Source organism: Psychrobacter sp. SCQQ22 (genome assembly GCF_015864605.1).
GTDB lineage: Bacteria > Pseudomonadota > Gammaproteobacteria > Pseudomonadales > Moraxellaceae > Psychrobacter > Psychrobacter fozii.
Genome location: NZ_JADYWZ010000001.1, coordinates 135,247 through 150,936, shown reverse-complemented (window position 1 = coordinate 150,936; position 15,690 = coordinate 135,247). Strand labels below are relative to the sequence as shown.

General features: G+C 43.0%; 12 protein-coding genes. 5 read left to right on the top strand and 7 right to left on the bottom strand.

Annotated features, from left to right (window positions below):
* Nucleotides 1-56: 56 nt before the first annotated feature.
* Nucleotides 57-1,328, bottom strand: coding sequence for an LPS export ABC transporter permease LptG (gene lptG, locus I6E84_RS00640; protein ID WP_197215489.1), 1,272 nt, complete (start codon nucleotides 1,326-1,328; stop codon nucleotides 57-59).
* Entirely contained in the window at nucleotides 1,328-2,596 is a 1,269-nt protein-coding gene (locus tag I6E84_RS00635) for an LPS export ABC transporter permease LptF (protein ID WP_197215488.1), read from the bottom strand. Before I6E84_RS00635 ends, lptG begins: the two co-directional genes overlap by 1 nt.
* A gap of 541 nt (nucleotides 2,597-3,137) precedes the next feature.
* Between I6E84_RS00635 and I6E84_RS00630 the strand changes: the two genes are divergently transcribed.
* The 4 genes from I6E84_RS00630 to sstT all read left to right on the top strand — a co-directional run bounded on the left by I6E84_RS00630 (nucleotide 3,138) and on the right by sstT (nucleotide 7,803).
* Complete coding sequence (locus I6E84_RS00630; protein WP_197215487.1) at nucleotides 3,138-3,755, top strand: cysteine hydrolase family protein; 618 nt, start codon at nucleotides 3,138-3,140, stop codon at nucleotides 3,753-3,755.
* Between the two features lie 365 nt (nucleotides 3,756-4,120).
* A complete protein-coding gene (locus I6E84_RS00625; RefSeq protein WP_197215486.1) occupies nucleotides 4,121-5,767 on the top strand; it encodes a leucyl aminopeptidase in 1,647 nt (548 codons plus the stop codon).
* A 7-nt stretch (nucleotides 5,768-5,774) separates the two neighbouring features.
* Entirely contained in the window at nucleotides 5,775-6,275 is a 501-nt protein-coding gene (locus tag I6E84_RS00620) for a DNA polymerase III subunit chi (protein ID WP_197215485.1), read from the top strand.
* A gap of 325 nt (nucleotides 6,276-6,600) precedes the next feature.
* On the top strand, nucleotides 6,601-7,803 hold the full coding sequence (gene sstT, locus I6E84_RS00615) for a serine/threonine transporter SstT (RefSeq protein ID WP_197215484.1): 1,203 nt from the start codon (nucleotides 6,601-6,603) through the stop codon (nucleotides 7,801-7,803).
* A 104-nt stretch (nucleotides 7,804-7,907) separates the two neighbouring features.
* Here the strand turns inward: sstT and I6E84_RS00610 are convergent, their stop codons facing one another.
* From I6E84_RS00610 to I6E84_RS00595, 4 genes are all read right to left on the bottom strand, one after another.
* On the bottom strand, nucleotides 7,908-8,231 hold the full coding sequence (locus I6E84_RS00610; RefSeq protein WP_197215483.1) for a chaperone modulator CbpM: 324 nt from the start codon (nucleotides 8,229-8,231) through the stop codon (nucleotides 7,908-7,910).
* A gap of 86 nt (nucleotides 8,232-8,317) precedes the next feature.
* The gene (locus tag I6E84_RS00605; RefSeq protein WP_197215482.1) at nucleotides 8,318-9,319 is read right to left on the bottom strand and encodes a DnaJ C-terminal domain-containing protein; all 1,002 of its coding nucleotides are present in this window, start codon (nucleotides 9,317-9,319) and stop codon (nucleotides 8,318-8,320) included.
* Between the two features lie 271 nt (nucleotides 9,320-9,590).
* On the bottom strand, nucleotides 9,591-11,645 hold the full coding sequence (locus tag I6E84_RS00600; protein WP_197215481.1) for a DUF4105 domain-containing protein: 2,055 nt from the start codon (nucleotides 11,643-11,645) through the stop codon (nucleotides 9,591-9,593).
* A gap of 128 nt (nucleotides 11,646-11,773) precedes the next feature.
* Nucleotides 11,774-12,265 carry a DUF3015 family protein gene (locus I6E84_RS00595; protein ID WP_110922099.1) on the bottom strand — a complete coding sequence of 164 codons (492 nt, stop codon included), beginning with the start codon at nucleotides 12,263-12,265 and terminating at the stop codon, nucleotides 11,774-11,776.
* A gap of 501 nt (nucleotides 12,266-12,766) precedes the next feature.
* Here I6E84_RS00595 and I6E84_RS00590 point away from each other — a divergent pair.
* Complete coding sequence (locus tag I6E84_RS00590) at nucleotides 12,767-13,129, top strand: septal ring lytic transglycosylase RlpA family protein (protein ID WP_110922100.1); 363 nt, start codon at nucleotides 12,767-12,769, stop codon at nucleotides 13,127-13,129.
* A 115-nt stretch (nucleotides 13,130-13,244) separates the two neighbouring features.
* On the opposite strand, the gene I6E84_RS00585 is transcribed toward I6E84_RS00590, so the two are convergent.
* Complete coding sequence (locus tag I6E84_RS00585) at nucleotides 13,245-15,254, bottom strand: ATP-binding cassette domain-containing protein (protein WP_197215480.1); 2,010 nt, start codon at nucleotides 15,252-15,254, stop codon at nucleotides 13,245-13,247.
* Nucleotides 15,255-15,690: the final 436 nt, after the last annotated feature.

Sequence of the window (15,690 nt, the reverse complement as noted above, 5' to 3'; positions counted from 1 at the left end):
GAAGCCCGCTAAAACATAGTGTTTTAGCGGGCTTCTTTATAGCAAATGATATCTGGCTACATCTGCCGTTTGAGCAAATAGCCACCCAGTATCGCACTAGCGATGATCGGTAGTAGCACCATCAATAATGGCGAAAACCCAGTCGCGAGCGAGACAAAGCCAACCAAATCTTGCACGTAACTAAACAACAGGCCAAACAATAACGCCACCACAATACGCAAGCCTAGGCTATGCGTACGCAATGAGCCAAAGACGAATGAGCAGGCGACGATCACCAATGACAGAATAGACAACGGCGATAGCAACTTTTGCCAAAATGCCAGCTCATGACTTAAAGAGCGTGTGCCTTGCTGGCCCATAAACTGACGATGTTCATACAATTGAGTCAGAGATAAATCCTCTGCCTTACGAGTGAGCAAATATACCGACTCAGGAGCAAACGGCAGACTTAAAGTATCTGACGGTGAGATGGCTTGACTGCTATCAAAACCCTGACTGATATTCAGTTTGGTCATATTATTCAACTGCCACTCGTAACGATACTGCTCGCTTGGCTCATCAGTAGTGGTGTCAAGTGGTTCGCGACCAATATATTTTCCATCTTCAGCATGAACAGCCGTTTGCAAGCTACCATTATTATCCAAATGCCAGCGCTTTACCTCACCGATATTACCTTGTACATCAGCATAATCAATATACAGAACGTCGCTACCATCAGGTGTCGTGCCGCCATCCTCTGCGCGCGCAAACCGTGGCTGCACTGTCCAGTAGCCACGTACCGAAGTGACCAACGAACGGCTATCTGCATCGTTGATCTCTTTTGCCAATTGATTAGAAGAAGGTAAGACAAACTGATTGATCGCCAATGCAATTAACACAAAAATCATTGCAGGCTGTAGCACCCAACCGACAATGCGATATACACTCACCCCAGCGGCACGCATCACTACCAGCTCGCTTTTGTTGGCGAGTAAGCCCAAGCCTACTACGGCACCAAGTAACGCACCCGTTGGAATAAACTGCTCTAAGAAGTAAGGCGAGCGATAAAAAATATATTTAATCGCCTGACCCATCGTGTAACTGTCATCTAGTGAATCAAGCTCTGACAAATAAGAGAATACCAGCTGCAACGCCCACAGACCTAAAACTGCTCCGATAATCGCGAGCAACGCATTGAGTTTGACGTAGCGACTAAGGACTTTTAGATTGGCAGGTCTTTTCGCAAACTTAGCTTTAGGGTTTTGAGAGCCAGTGTTTGGAGACTTAGTATTTTGAGACTTAGTATTTTGAGACTTAGCATCCTGAGATTTAGAGAATAAAGCACTCATTAAGATTGCCCTCCTTGTGAGCCATTGCTCTGACTGTCGATAACCGTTAGTGGCTCACTCTCTTGTTTGCGAAAGCGTAATCGATGCTGCACGCGGCTGCCCCAGTTCATATAAAGCGCTAGTGCCATAAACCCAAGCACCAACCACGCATTAGCCCACACACTCACACTGCCTTTACTCACGGCATTTTTGAGTGAAATAATACCCAGTGCACAGCTGACGAATAATAAAATAGAGGGGAACAGACGTAGCCAGCGACCTTGACGCGGACGTACTTGCGCAAGTGGTACAGCTAGCATAGGCGCGATAATCATCAACCACGGCAAGGCAAAACGATACCCAAGCTCACCTTGTGCTGCTCGTAGTGCATTGGTATTGCCCACTTGACTACCAGTCGCCGCCTGCCATAGTGGTCCTATCGCTTGCGTTTCGATATTGTCTTCGGTTACCGCTTCTTTGGATGATTCAGTCAATGTGATGCGATAACGATCAAAGCCCACTTGATTGTATTTTAGACTGCCTGCACCAACTTCATAACGGCGACCTTGGAATAAATCCAACTGGGTCACGCCGCTATCTCCCGTGTCTACTTGCTCAGCACGATTGGCGAGTGTGATGGTGTCTTTGCTAATATTAGAATTAATAACAGCGGCTGGTAGGTCTGGTATATCTAATGATTCTGCCGTTTCTGGGTCGATACTGTTACTGGTATCAACCGCTGCCTTTTTAGCCGCGCTACCCTTTGCTTCAGGTTCAGACTGAATAAGTATCACATTCTGTAATTGTTTTTTATCATCACTCAAGCTGCCCACATACAAATGATAATTGCCACTACTGATAAATTCATTTGGACGTATCAAATCAAAAGCACTGGTCAACGCTTGCTGCTGCCAAACACTCTCAGAAGAGCGTACGCCCCACGGTTTTCCGACAATTGAAAGCGCGGCTTCACCGACGAACAGTGCTAATATCAAGGGTGTTATCAAGCGGGCAAGCTTACCGCGCGAGACGCCACTGGCATTGATGACGGCCATTTCTTGATCGACGTACAAGCGTCCAAACACTAGCATGAGCGCGATAAAAAACGCTAAAGGTAGAATCAACTCTAAAAAATACGGCAAATTATAACCAATGATGGTAAATAATAAGCTTATGTCCAGGTTACCTTCTGCTGCAATGCCAAAGTAACGTATCAAACGACCACCGAGCATCATCACCACTAAAAACCCCAATACCAGAGCAGTGGTTGAGGCAACTTGTTGGGTCATGTAGCGGCGTAATATCACAATAGGCACTCTTAAAAGGGTTGGTATTCGCACTCATTAATTACACAATTATTGACAGAGTACTGACAAATTCAAGCGCGATAATTGAGTATTATAGGGACAGCACCGCTCAGTGAAAGACTTAAGCAGGTATAAAGATAACAGCGTCACTTGTTAGCGACACCCTATAAATACTGGCGATAAAGATAACCGCTAATGCTAGCATGTTTTGCCTAAAAATGGCGGTGAAATGTGTTTGGAAACATTACATTCCTATTGCTGACAGCCCATCTCCATTCAGCAGATGATAGACCATAAAGCAGTAAATGAAATACATATTCGTTATTAGTTATATTAACAGTGAGGCTTGTAGCAACGTTTAAGTTATCCGCGCTTCTGTTGTGACGTTTTGCTTTATTTTTTTAAAAAGGTTTGTTTGTCATTCGTATCATGTCACGCGGATGACTAAGATTAATTGCTAGACTGAATGACATCTGTTGAATATTCAAAAAATATGTTTATACCATACGGAGAAACACAACTAATGAATAAAACCACGTCTATACCCTCTACCCTACTTGAGCTCGCTGGTGGCTCATTCGATACGCTTAATTGGTCCAATTGCGCTATCGTCCTTATCGATTATCAAAACGAATATGTCGATGGCGCCATGCCATTAGGGCAAGCTGGCACCAAGGCCATCGCAAACGCGCGCTTACTGCTGGATAAAGCCCGTCAGCAAGATATGCCTGTCTTTCACATCATGCATCATGGTCCAGAGAATGGTAATGTTTTCGATCCTTTATCACCCAACATCGAGATTGTCGAGCTATTAAAGCCGCATGATGGCGAAACAGTGATTACCAAAAAGCATCCCAATTCTTTTCACGACACACAGCTTCAAGCACTTATTACAGCGGCACAGAAAAAGCAAATTATCTTTGCTGGTTTTATGAGCCATATGTGTGTCAGCTCAACCGCCCGCGCCGCATTTGATTTGGGTTTTCAAAACTTTGTGTGCCATGACGCCTGTGCCACTCGTGACCTACCTAGCGCCACAAAAGAAACGATAAGCGCCGACATCATGCATGACACCGCCATGGCAGCACTACAAGATAGATTTGCCGCGATGGTAACGACTGATGAGCTGGTTAATGGTTAGGGCATATCCTCAATTCAAGCGATAGTCATCTAACTGGGTTAAAAATGGCTAAATCTTGCCAAACAGCGTCAAATAGTTGGTTAATATCTCGATATTATCTCCATTTTTGAAATGAGGACACACCCTAGTTAACTATTTTACCCAATATGACTTACCATAAACCATTAATACAGTATTAAATGATTGTGTAAATTGGTACAGCAGAATGGTTCAAACTCATTACCCAAGACTTGCTAACTGCGCACTGTCATCGCAATATGCTACACTATTGTGGTTGCTCGATAGACCAAATAATCTAATAATCTGACAGGTATAAGCAATCACATAAATCCTGCAATTTTCATAACTCTAATAAGGATAACTATATGAATATTAAATTGTCTCAGCACTTACCAAAGACTCATACACAAAAAATTCTAAAAAAAGAAGCAAAGAGCAAAGATGAAGCTTGCCTAGTTGTTTTAGTCGATGACAAAAAAAACATCTTGGCTGAATCTGCTCTGACTGATTACACTGCACGTATTGAGCAATTGATTGACGTGTCACACTTTAAAGGTAAGGCTGGTGAAACGGTTGTCGATTATGCATTGGCAGGCGACAAAAAAACCACCAAGCAAAACCCTGTACAACTATTACTAGTCGGTGTAGGCAATACGGATAAGTTTAACAACACTGTTCTACAAAAAATTGCCAACACTATTTATAGCAGTACGCAAAAGCGTGTGTCTTCTATCACTGTCGCATTGGGTGATGCTCTAGAAGAAAATCACTTCGGTCAATTTGCGCTTAATCTGTTGGCAGCGAGCTACCGCTTTGATAAATATAAATCTGAGCAAGCGACGCCTGTATTAACTGATATCTATCTAGTTGCTGATGCTGCATTACAGCCTGCGCTAGCATTTGCACAGTCAGTATTTGCAGGTCAAAGCCTGACTCGCGATGTAGCCAATGAACCAGGTAACATTTGCTTCCCAGCTTACATGGCAGAAAAAGCCCAAGAACTTGCAGCGACCTATCCTGACCTACTAACCGTTAAGGTACTGGGCGAAGATGAAATGTCAGCGCTAGGCATGCATTGCTTCTTAGCAGTCGCGCAAGGCTCTACCAAAGAAGGTAAGCTCGTACTCATGGAGTACCGCGGTAAGTCTAACTTCAGTAGTGATGCTAGCTCTACCAAAGCAACGACTAGCAGTGCAAAAGTCAGCGGTGGTCTAAAAGCCTTGGCTGATAAATTGCCAACCAAAAAAGCGGCTAAAACCAACGATGCGAATGTGCAAGCAGCAAATGACGATGCTCCTATCGTATTGGTCGGTAAAGGCGTAACATTTGACTCAGGCGGTATCTCTATCAAGCCCGGTGCGGCAATGGACGAGATGAAGTTTGATATGGGCGGCTCAGCCTCAGTACTTGGCACAATCAAAGCATTGTGTGAAGCGCGTCTACCAATCAACGTAGTCGGCGCACTAGCCTGCGCTGAAAACATGCCATCAGGTGATGCTACTCGCCCTGGCGATATCGTCAAAGCGATGAACGGCCTATCGGTTGAAATCTTGAATACAGATGCTGAAGGTCGCTTAGTCTTGGCAGATACCTTATGCTACGTAAAACGCTATCAACCAAAAGCCATCATTGATGTTGCAACCTTGACTGGTGCTTGTGTGGTTGCACTAGGTCATGTACGTTCAGCCGTCTTCAGTAATGACGAAGACGTATTGTTTGACTTAGAAAATGCCAGTAACTTATCAGGCGATCTCATCTGGCATATGCCGTTAGATGACGAATATCAAGCACAGATTGACTCACCTATCGCTGATATGCAAAACATCGGTGGTAAAGGTGCAGGTGCCGTGACTGCTGCTTGCTTCCTGTCTCGCTTCGTCGAAGAAGGTCAAGCATGGGCGCATTTAGACATCGCTGGCACGGCATGGAACTCAGGTAAAGACAAAGCGGCAACGGGTCGTCCTGTACCGCTATTTATGCAATATCTAAAAAATAGCGCAGACAGAGTATAAGCGTTCTATGAAGATTAGCTTTTATGTTTTAAGCGAGAGTAAAGCCCAAGATTTCTTGGGCTTTATTTGTCAATTGACCCAAACGGCGCTCAATAAAAGCACTCAGTCACTGCTGATTCTTATCGAAGATGATGCGTTACTGTCGTCGCTTGACGAGGCTCTATGGGCACAAGAGGCCACAAGCTTTATACCACATCAATGCCTTTTGGATGCTTCTAAAAACACTGATGTGGATACTGCTACTGACAACATTGCCAATACTACCAACACTGATAACCAATCGCTAGCACCTGTGCTACTTGGCAATCACATGCCAGCCGATTTCAAAGGAATCGTGCTCAATACCACGATAAGTCCTGTGAATACCTTTATGGCAGCGACCAGTAATGCCCAACCAACTCGAGTGCTTGAGCTGATAAAACCCGATGCGAACAGTGTTCAAGAAGGTCGTAATAAGTATAAAGCCTACCAACAATTAGGCTATGAGCTGACTCATTTTAAAGTTTAAGTGGCAGCCTGCACCATAACATCTCCTCATTGCTCATAAAAAACGCAACTTCTCATCAGAGAATACGTGCCAATTTTTTTCATATAAAGTCTCTAACTTCACCTTACCCACCTATGTCGGTTCGTGGTAAAGGTAGGCGCTTATCCCAAAAAATGCTACCATCCTTCGATTAATTTTCTATTTTCACTATAAACGTCTTATTTACAGTCGAATTATTTCAAAATGGCGACAAAGCAACCGAGCGGACAATGCGTATTTTACGCAAGGTTAACGCGGTAGCCATTTATAAATAATTTGGAATATTGACCAAATCGAGGATGTATAGATGCGTTCACTAATTGCGATGTACCAGCGTATAGGGCTAGTGCCGCTCATTATTATTGGTTTAATTTTAGGAGTATTGATTGGTTGGCAAGCACCAGACATCGGTATTGCATTAGGGTTATTGGGTACGCTGTTTGTGGGTGCACTGAAAGCCGTTGCTCCGATACTGGTATTTGTTTTGGTCATGGCTGCTATCAGCCAACACCGTAGCGGCAACAAAGTTTATGTCAAACCCGTACTCATTATGTATATGTTCGGCACTTTTTTGGCGGCACTGACCGCGGTAGGTGCAAGCTTTTTATTCCCGACTAACTTAGTCCTGATAAATGCGACGATTGAGCAAGTACCACCAGCCAACTTAGAAGCCGTATTGACCAACTTGCTGATGAACTTAGTTGCTAACCCTATCAATGCCATTGCTGAAGCCAATTATATTGGTATTCTGGCATGGGCTATCATCATCGGTTTTGCGCTACGTCAAGCCAGTGATACTGCGCGAACAGTGGTAGGCGACTTTTCTGATGCTATCTCGCAAGTGGTCAAATGGATCATTGCTCTAGCACCTTTCGGTATCTTAGGCTTAGTCGCAAATACCGTCGCTGAAACAGGCTTTGCCTCTTTGGCAGGTTATGCACGTATCTTGATGGTACTCATCGGCTGTATGCTATTTATCGCATTGGTCGCAAACCCTCTTATCGTACTGGTCAAAACAGGCAAAAATCCTTATCCGCTCGTATTTAGATGCCTGCGTGAATCAGGGATTACGGCGTTCTTCACTCGCAGCTCAGCAGCCAACATTCCAGTGAACATGAACCTTGCTCGTAAACTGGGTCTGCATGAAGACACTTATTCTGTGACCATTCCACTAGGTGCCACTATCAATATGGCAGGTGCAGCGATTACGATTAACGTCTTAACGCTTGCAGCGGCACATACTTTAGGTATCGAGGTGAGCTTTGCATCAGCGCTGCTACTCAGTATAGTCGCAACAGTCAGTGCCTGCGGAGCTTCTGGTGTCGCTGGTGGTTCATTGCTACTGATTCCGCTTGCCGCTAGCCTATTCAACATTCCAAACGATATCGCCATGCAAGTGGTTGCGATTGGCTTTATCATCGGTGTGATACAGGATTCGGCAGAAACCGCGCTGAATTCGTCAACTGACGTACTATTCACAGCAGCCGCTGATCCGACGTATTCTCGTTAATTTATAGAAAGTTAAACGCTATAAATAGAGAAACTGAAAACAATAAAGGGCCCAATTTATCATTGAGGCCCTTTTTTATTGTCTGCTTTTTAGTATTCATTGACTTACTTTATATGATCAATATCCACTTCTATCACGGGTGTTTGCATGTCTAGCTGACGCTTTAATTGACGTAGCTGTTCCACTTCATCTAACAGCTCAAGTATCAAACCGATAGCAGGCACACTGGCTTCAAAATCACGGCTGAGGCGTGAAGCACGGCGCACAGTCGTCAGCTGATAGCCTGTGAACTGCTGGTACTCTGGCACATCGTATTCAATGATATTTTCTTCAATCAGTTCGATGACCCATTGGCGCTCTTGGCCACAGGCAGATACCAGTTCATCTAAGCTCATGATAATATCGGTAAATTCAGGCGAGTGTTTCATAGCGGTTATCCTCATTTTCTTTTTATTTCATCGGTATCGTATGCATCTCTATTATGGTGATAAATGACGGTTATCAAGGATTTGAGTTAACGGTCAATACTGACATCAGCAAAAGCTTGTTTTAGTTGCTCATACGCGCTAGTTGCGGCTTCACTATTAATATCAGGATTGACAATGTTTAGAGTCAAATATAAATCGCCCACTTGCTTGGCTGGAATACCCTTACCTTTGAGTCGTAGATTACTACCAGACTTACTGTTTTTAGGAACCGTCACACCCAGCGTACCTGCTGGTGTTGTGATATTGATTTTTTCACCCAATGCCGCCTCCCATGGTGCGATATTGACAGTTTGATAGACATCAGCACCTTCGACACGGATATTGTCTGCATGGCGAATTTTAACTTTTAAAAATAAATCGCCGTTTTTACCACTGCCGCTGCCCGCTGCACCTTGCCCAGCTAAACGAATTTGTTTGCCATCAGTGATGCCTTTAGGAATTTTAATTTTAAGGGTTTTGTTGTCATAATCGACACTGCCGTTAGGTTGGCGAACGGGGACGTTTAACTTAATGCTGTAGTCGTCACCATTATAAACCGAGGCCAAATCAACCGTAATCTCTGCATGCTGATCTTGACCTTTGCTATTTTGCGTGCCAAAACCACCACGTTGCGATTGGCTACCCGCCTGCCCATTCGTTGAGCCACGTGCACCATGACCAAATGCTGAAAAAATATCATCAAAGCGAAAGCCACCATCACCGTAGGCTTCGCCATCACCAAACTGATCCTTGACGTCCTCCCAACGGAATCCGCCCTGACCTCCGCCTGCAGATTGACCACCAAATCCACCAGCACCACCTTGACCAGCAAAAGGATTGTCTAGCATGGCGTCATACTCAGCACGTTTTTCTTTATCTCTAATGGTTTCGTAGGCATTGTTAATCTCCGCAATCTTATTATCAGCATCTGGATGATCGCTGACATCAGGATGATACTGACGAACGAGCTTACGGTATTTCTTTTTAATATCGGCGTCTGAGGCGTCTTTTTTGACCCCTAAAATGTCATAGTAGTTTTTCTCTGCCATGTTATTTTTCCTCAAAATAAAAGCATGTTGATAATACTGGTATGCCAATTTTCAACGATATGATATGGATTTTTTTTGACCACCACATAACAACTCGTGGCTATAACTCAATAATAGCAATAAAAACTCAATGCCATTGTATAAACATACTCAGTTCAATGTACCTGATCTACAGGAAAGCCAAATGAAAGTGCTATAAATCGTAGACTAAGTAAGGCTAATACCATATCCAATATATAGAGAACTGACGATGCTACTACTATTAATGATACTACCAATAATGATGCCAAGCTATGGCCGCATTTAGTTTATCTGCATCGCTTACGACAGTATTATTGTCAGCCGTTACTGTGTCAGAGTATGTCACTATCAGTCTGGCATCGTTATTCTTTGATAACTGTTGACGTACTGTGAGTTTGGTCAGATTAATGGCATTTCGCCCTTCTCGTTTGGAGGCAATGTAAGATAACTCGGCACTTCGACTATCGCGTTTTGCTCGTAAACCAAGCTCAATACCAATATCTGCGTGTTTGTCTTGATCATGGACAGTCGCATTGACCATACCATAGCCAAGTAAATGCTTGCCAAATTTGGCACCTGCACCAATGCCAGCTTGCGCATAAGGGCTATGGTGGTTACCCGTAAACCAATCGGTACGAGCGCCTGTTTTTAATTGCCAAGACAGTTTAGGTTCACCTGATAACGGTTGTCTAAGATCCTCAATCTGCTGCATATCTAAGAACACAAAATCCGTCAATGTCCATTGACTCTCATCAAAATTATAGCCCAGTGAAGCCTGTACTGCTTCAAAACGTTTATCAATATCCGTATGAGCATTGAGCGGGTCTTTCACAAATAGTGATAAACCCACCTCTACGCTATCATCAGATAAAATAACTTTGGTTTGCGTGGTTTTATTACTCAATGCTGGTGACGCTTTATTCGGTACAGTCAGCTGAGCCAAACCATTACTGGCTGGTAGCATAAAACGCTGACTGAGCAATGCATTTTTGAAGGCTTGCTGCTTCGGCGTGTTGTCTTGTGATATTTTATAAGTACGATGCAAAATTAAGAAATCCAGCGCCAGTGCTTTATCTTCTGTATTTAAACTGGCAAGTGGCGTGATGTCTTCTGTACGAATCACTGAATTAATAATATTTTGTATGGGCTTAGATAATTGACCAAACTTCTCTCGCAGCTGAGTTTGCTCTGATGGTAAATAACGTACCGACGCCACCAATGACTCAGACTCGCCTTCATGCTCTAACAATTGGTCGAACACATAGTCTGGCGCATACCAAGGGCCTATTCGCTCCGTTGTTTTTACATCGCTTATCAGCTCAAGTATCTCTCCTGAACGATAACCACAGTTTTGCTTGATAAAATAATAATCAAAGCGAGCTGACTTTGCTTCATACAAATGATAATTCAGTAATTGGGTTTCATACTCCTCGAGATTTAGCACATACTCCCACATATCTCGTTGTTCGTTTTTAGAATATACCGCATCTTGTTTAAAAAACTCTGTTTCTGAAAATCCAGCATCATAAAGGCCAAATAGCCCTTTAACAGCATACATTGCACCATTATCGTTTGCAGGAATACTCGCTCCAAAGTTATACGAGTTGTTCAGCAAGTCCTCGCTTGAGAGCTCTCTGACTTCTTTAGCACCGTCATCATTACTATCTATTGGCGCACCAGTTTTGACCAATACGTGCCCAAATGAAGAGGCTGGATTTTTTAGATAGCTACTCACCAAAATCAGGCTTATTTCTTGATTTGGGTCTGGCAATTGTGCGCAGTTTTTGAAATCGACATTTAATTCAGGTAGATGGTGATTGAGCCATAAATATCTGGCTGGATATTTGCATACGACGCTTTCATCGCCTATTTTCTCTATCGTCGCCAGGAGCTCTGCATAAGGATCAAAGTTACGTTTTGAGCGTAGCTTTGGGTTGGTTAAATAAAAATCTGGCGAGATAACTTCAGCTTTACCATTTTTATAAAACAATAAATGCTGCCATTGAGGATGCTTCGCCAATGACTTTAGTACTATAGGGTCGATAACCATATTTTTATTAGTATTTGGTTTTTGCTCTTGTACTTGCTCTTCTGCCAGTGGTTGTATGCTCTGCTCAAGACTTGGCAAACTATGAAGTTCGCTGATAGCTAAATGCGCTTCAATAGCCGTATCAGTGTTAGAAGCAATCTTATCTTCTTTGTCCATCATTACTGGCTTTGGCGTATAAGCATTTGATTCATCAAACGCTGCCGCACCAGCAGTCGTTGCCGCAAAACAAGCTACCCATAACAATATTTTTTGCATTTTATCCAGACACCCTAAATACATGAGCAATAAAAAACACGTAAGCGCTAGGCTTACGTGTTTTCATCATAAAATAATCAAAAGCTTCCGCATTCAAATAACAGCTGAATACCTAATACTTTTAATCTTTAGATAGCACAGTTTTGCTTAACGATACCAAATAGCGCTTCTGCATTTTGATCTTGCGTAGCAGTACGATAGGCAGAAGTTTGAGCATACTGACCATATTGTGCGCGTACGCTAGCAGCTGAATCACAGTTAGCAACACTCTGTAGAGCTGATAAATGAGCGCCTTGGCCTGAAGCTAGGTCTTTTTCTACACTTGGGAATGCTTCTTTGATCAATACAGCAGCTCTAACATTACCACCTTGGCAAGTGGCAGGAGACATAGAATCAGAAGTAGCCGCTGTTGTACCCAAATCCCAAGTCACGTTAGAGATAATAGCAAGGATAGGGCTTGAATTACCGAACAAAGCACCACCGATACCACATTGCTTATAAATCTGTTCGATAGTACGGCCGGTATCTGCTGTCTTAAAGTTAGAACCAAGGTCAGCATTCGCTGTGCTAAACGGAATCATTGCGGCGACAACTGAAGCAAATACAATTTTTTTCAACATAAAACTTCCTTAAAGGATGATAAAAGATAGGATATTCGGTAATACAATCAAATTTATTTTGAGTATTTTTGATAGATATTCCAGAACATTGTTTAACCTTTCGCATTGTACAAAATAGTAAGAATATAGCAAGGTTTTTTTACATTAGTTTCGATATTTTTGATTGGGCTTATTGGACGTTAATTGTACTATATGAACAGTTTCAGCCTTTATATATTACCTATCTATGTCGTGTTACGAGCTCTCCAGTATTTTGTTGAGCTCTTTATAAGAATCAATCTCTATAAGACCATTTTTAGAACTCATTATCTTATTACTTATTCCGAAAAATGTATTTTTCCCTTAAAAAACAGGTATTTGACCCTATGAGTTTTTTTACATGACAGTAATAATATGACAAGCTCCTTCTTGTAAAATCTCCCTATTATTCATACTCATAGGGAGTATAGATAACGTAGGCAAGGGTATCTGTCTATCTTATAAATTGCTTAAAGGTATTAAATGTCTTATTTAATCAAGTCTTTAGTTATCACTTTATCACTACTGCTTAGTACCACTGTTTTCGCTGGCAACACCAGCTATTATGGCAGCAAGTTTCATGGGAAACGTACGGCTAGTGGTAGTATCTTCAACATGAACTCATTGACCGCTGCGCATCGCACGTTACCGTTCGGCACGAAGGTACAAGTAACCAACCAAAAGACAAAGCAGAGCGTAATCGTAAAAATCACTGATAGAGGACCTTTTATTCGAGGCCGTATTCTTGATTTATCAAAAGCCGCTGCTGGTCAAATAAACTGTCAATTGTGCACGACGACAATGGAAATACTCTCTTATGGTGATGGTAAATACCGTAAGGAATAATGTAATAAAAAGGGAGAGCATTAGCTCTCCCTTTTTTATGCCTGCTTATATAATCTAAAAACTGCTGAACAAACACTAAAACCTTCTAGTTGCAGCTCTCTATATACAACCCCCTCTACTTGGCAGCAGATTCTATTTCCTCTAACGTCGTCATTGATAGCAATAGTTTCTCTTCGTTATTACTATGCTGCTGTTGTAGTGCTGTTTGCTCATTGAGTAATACGAGCAGATCAGACTTACGACTCTCTTCATACAATGTAGTATCAGCAAGCTTCTCTTCTAGCGTCACAAGCTGCTTATCAATCTTAGCCAATAGCTTTTCTGTGTCTTCTATCTCACGGCGAATAGGAGCAGTAAGTTTGCGTTGTTCAGCAGCTAACTTACGCTGCTCTTCTTTACTTAGTACAGGCTCAGTAGCTTTGCTTTTTGATGAAGCATCAGATGCTTGACTGGTATTTGTTTCACGTGAAACGAATTTTTTGCTCTCTTTTTTACTTTTTTTCTTACCAGTGTTTTTATCTGACGAATTCTCTTGCTTGCGTTTTTCTGCCAACCATTTGCCATAGTCGCTGATGTCGCCATCGAACTCTTCGATAATACCGTCATGTACCAAATACAACTCATCGCAAACGTTAGCAATCAATTCACGATCATGCGAGACCAAGACCACTGCCCCTTCGAAGCCTTGTAGTGCGATGGTCAATGCTTGACGCATCTGTAAGTCTAAATGGTTGGTTGGCTCATCTAGAACCAAAACGTTCGGGCGTTGCCAGACAATTAATGCTAGCGTCAAACGTGCTCGTTCGCCACCTGAGAACAGCTCGCTTGGGGTATCAATACGATCACCACGGAAGTCAAAGCTGCCTAAGAATGAGCGTAGCATCGCATCAGACGTCTTGCCAGCTAAACGACGCAGCATCTCTATCGGTGTTGCCTTGGCATCTAAGATGTCCATTTGATGCTGGTTAAAATAGCCCAGTTTCAGCGTATCAGACATACGATACGTGCCTGTTAATACACCAAGCTCACCAACCAACGCCTTAATCAGTGTTGATTTACCTGCACCATTCATACCTAGCAAGCCAAGACGTGTATCTGGCGTCACCTGTACATTGGCATTGTGCAGCAGTGGTACGTCGCTATAACCAATATCCGCTTTTGTCAGCTCAATCAGCGGTGAGCTCATATTGGCTGGTTCATAAAAACGGAACGAGAACGGGTTGTCCGCCATCATTGGCGACAGCTCCGCCATACGCTCAAGTTGCTTGATACGGCTCTGAGCCTGTTTGGCTTTACTGGCTTTGGCACGAAAACGACGAATAAAGTCATCCAAATGTGCTTTGGTCGCTTCTTGCTTCTCAAACGCTTGCTGCTGCTGCGCCATACGCTCATGACGCGTGCGAATGAACTGCTGATAGTTACCCGTATAAAGGGTGATTTTTTGTTGTTCTACATGCAAAATATGACCGACAGTCGCATCCAAAAATGCTTGGTCATGCGAGATGACAATCACGAGACCCATAAAAGCATTGATCCACGTTTCTAACCAAAGGATCGCATCCAAATCCAAATGGTTGGTTGGCTCATCGAGTAACATAAGATCAGCACGGCTCATCAGTGTTTTGGCGAGGTTAAGACGCATACGCCAACCACCCGAAAAACCTTCTACTGGTAGCTCATGCTGATTGGTATTGAAACCCAAGCCCGCCATAATTTGCGCTGCTTTGGTTGGCGTACGATAGCCGTCAATTTCATCAAACTGCTGATGCAATATGCCAATCTGCTCATCACTGACGCTGCTCAAATCATTCAATGAAGCATTAATCTCATACCACTGCTCATCACCACTTAATACATAATCAATGGCCGTCTGCTTAGTCGCGCCCACTTCCTGCGCCATATGTGCCACATGCCAGCTATCAGGAATGCTCACTTCGCCCTTATCAAGGGTAACTTCCGTATCGCCCTTACCCATTCGCGTTAGTAACAAAGCGAACAAAGTAGATTTGCCTGTGCCGTTATTGCCTGTTAAGCCAACCTTGTGACCCGGATGTAGCTGGAAGCTTGCACCTGCAAACAATTCACGACCATCACGGCGAACACCAACGTCTTTAAATTCGATCATATAATTTCTTCATCTCAACAGTAATATAAAAATAAGGCAATAAAAACACACATCTGGCATGCTAACTGGCGGCTATTATTTCAAACGCTTGCCCGATAGGCAAACGATTAAATAACTATTTCAAAACTAAGTATTTATTGAGGTAAAAAGCCTTTCGCCTTATAAGCAATTATCAGGGTCACAAAGGCTTATATTGAATGCGATAAATTCGATTAGCAGCGTCACTCTTGACAAACGATTCGCGACCCCCATTATGATATACTGCTAAAAGATAAGTGCCGACTGTATGCCCAAGCGTTTGGATGGCACAAACAGCTTATATTGCTCCAATAGCTTTATCCTAATAACAGCACCCAATTAAATCAAACGCCGTGCGTATCTTTATTTGCAACCATTTCATTGCAAACCCAAACAGGACGACGACCGCATTTGATCC

Bases quoted from the DNA above. Each gene is read 5' to 3' on its own strand.
- I6E84_RS00585 (WP_197215480.1), bottom strand. From the start codon at position 15,254: ATGATCGAATTTAAAGACGTTGGTGTTCGCCGTGATGGTCGTGAATTG.
- lptG (WP_197215489.1), bottom strand. From the start codon at position 1,328: ATGAGTGCTTTATTCTCTAAATCTCAGGATGCTAAGTCTCAAAATACT.
- I6E84_RS00595 (WP_110922099.1), bottom strand. From the start codon at position 12,265: ATGTTGAAAAAAATTGTATTTGCTTCAGTTGTCGCCGCAATGATTCCG.
- sstT (WP_197215484.1), top strand. From the start codon at position 6,601: ATGCGTTCACTAATTGCGATGTACCAGCGTATAGGGCTAGTGCCGCTC.
- I6E84_RS00605 (WP_197215482.1), bottom strand. From the start codon at position 9,319: ATGGCAGAGAAAAACTACTATGACATTTTAGGGGTCAAAAAAGACGCC.
- I6E84_RS00590 (WP_110922100.1), top strand. From the start codon at position 12,767: ATGTCTTATTTAATCAAGTCTTTAGTTATCACTTTATCACTACTGCTT.
- I6E84_RS00600 (WP_197215481.1), bottom strand. From the start codon at position 11,645: ATGCAAAAAATATTGTTATGGGTAGCTTGTTTTGCGGCAACGACTGCT.
- I6E84_RS00635 (WP_197215488.1), bottom strand. From the start codon at position 2,596: ATGACCCAACAAGTTGCCTCAACCACTGCTCTGGTATTGGGGTTTTTA.
- I6E84_RS00620 (WP_197215485.1), top strand. From the start codon at position 5,775: ATGAAGATTAGCTTTTATGTTTTAAGCGAGAGTAAAGCCCAAGATTTC.
- I6E84_RS00630 (WP_197215487.1), top strand. From the start codon at position 3,138: ATGAATAAAACCACGTCTATACCCTCTACCCTACTTGAGCTCGCTGGT.
- I6E84_RS00610 (WP_197215483.1), bottom strand. From the start codon at position 8,231: ATGAAACACTCGCCTGAATTTACCGATATTATCATGAGCTTAGATGAA.
- I6E84_RS00625 (WP_197215486.1), top strand. From the start codon at position 4,121: ATGAATATTAAATTGTCTCAGCACTTACCAAAGACTCATACACAAAAA.